Origin of the sequence: Synechococcus sp. R8-2 (assembly GCF_047461715.1) — a bacterium.
Lineage (GTDB): Bacteria > Cyanobacteriota > Cyanobacteriia > Thermostichales > Thermostichaceae > Thermostichus.
On the sequence record NZ_JANSHQ010000289.1, the window covers coordinates 1 to 1488 of the forward strand.

Below are 1488 nucleotides of genomic sequence, written 5' to 3' on the forward strand. Positions count from 1 at the left end.
GCGCCAGGGATCCCTGGCGCAGATGCTCCTGCTGAGCTTGCAAAGCCGCCAATTGAGCTTGGGCTTCGGCCAGGGCTGCTTCTAGCTCTTGCCGTTGTTCCCGCCAGCGCTGCTCGGCCTCGGCTTCCGTCTCGGCATAGCCTGCCAAACGGGCCTCGAGGTGTTCCCGTTGCTCCTGCCAGGCTGCCTGTTGGTCGCTGTACAAAGCTCGCAGGCTGCTCAGCTCCGCTTGAGTTTCGGCAATTTGGGTGCGGGCCAGAGAAAGCTCTGCCTTAAAGCGTTGCAGCATTTCCACCCGCTTTTCCGCCACATCCTGGGCTTCCAGCAGAGAGGCCTGCAGCTCCTGCTGGCGCTGTTCCCATTGACGGCGCTCCTGAGCGTGGGCCAAGCGTAGCTGCTCAATCTGCTCCTGCAGGGCCTCGATATCCTGCCGCTGCCGTTCATTTAGGCGTTGCCGAGCAGCAAGCTGAGCTTCCTGATCCGAGATCTGGACTTTCTGAGCCGCCAAAGTCTGCTGCAACTGTTGCAAGAGATGCTCCCGCTCCTGCAGCGCCTTCTCTTGTTCGGCCACCTTCTGGTGCAAAGCCTGCAGTTGTTCCTGAAGAACTCGCCGCTCTTGGAGCTCGGCTTCGGCTTTGAGCAGACGGCTCTCCAAGGGCTGTTGCTGCCTCAGGGCCAAATGGCGCTCCGTGCTGGGATCCGGTTCGGATGCTGAACAGCCCGCATGAGTCTCTGAAAGGATGGGATCCGAGTCACCTGAAGAGGGAGCACGCATAGATTGAAGGAGAGATGAAGAAGCGGGAGCAAATGATAAAGTTCCCTGCAGTATAGAGAGATTTTTGGGCGGGTTCAAGCCAGAAGGGTGATCTTGTAAAATCTCCTGCTGCTCCGCACGGCGCGGAGTGCTATCGGCCTGTTTTGGCCGCGCTCTTGCTTCTGAGGTTCCCAAATCCCCGGACTGGGCAGAAGGGCTTGGCTTACTTTTTTTCGGCCGCGAGGCCCGATCCCGACCGGAAGAGGTCTCCCCTTGCTTGGGCGTGCTCTGAGAGTCTGCCACCTTGCCCCCTTTCATCGCCCACAACACCCACCCCCGCCATCACGGACAGATGGCCCCACCATTCTAAACTGAGTCTAAATCTAAATCGACTCGGTCTCAATCCAAGCGTCTCTGCTGAGTGTAGAGGAGTCCCGCCCGTGCTCGGAGCTCCTGGCAGACGCAGGTCGGCCTCATCGTTGCAGGGGCAAATGCGAGGACTCGCTTCCACTGGCCCGAACAGGGCAGCCAGCGAGCCTGCGGAAAACCGTCTTATCTTTGTCCTTCATTTTGCGATACTGCTAGGGGTGATGTTGAGAATGACCGCACGATGGCGATGCAAAATGGAGCCAGGGATCCGCTTCAACTTCCTCAACGGCAGACAAACTCGGCGGGATCCCAGTTGTGCCTTGCCTGTTCTGCTCCCTGTGGCCTACTGTTGAGCCTGCTCTGGG

General features: G+C 59.1%; 1 protein-coding gene and 1 pseudogene. One reads left to right on the plus strand and one right to left on the minus strand.

From position 1 onward, the window contains the following. Positions 1 to 775, minus strand: a pseudogene (locus NW819_RS07550) (hypothetical protein); the annotation flags it as partial. Between the two features lie 578 nt (positions 776 to 1353). Here NW819_RS07550 and NW819_RS07555 point away from each other — a divergent pair. After that, complete coding sequence (locus tag NW819_RS07555; protein ID WP_414413383.1) at positions 1354 to 1476, plus strand: hypothetical protein; 123 nt, start codon at positions 1354 to 1356, stop codon at positions 1474 to 1476. Positions 1477 to 1488: the final 12 nt, after the last annotated feature.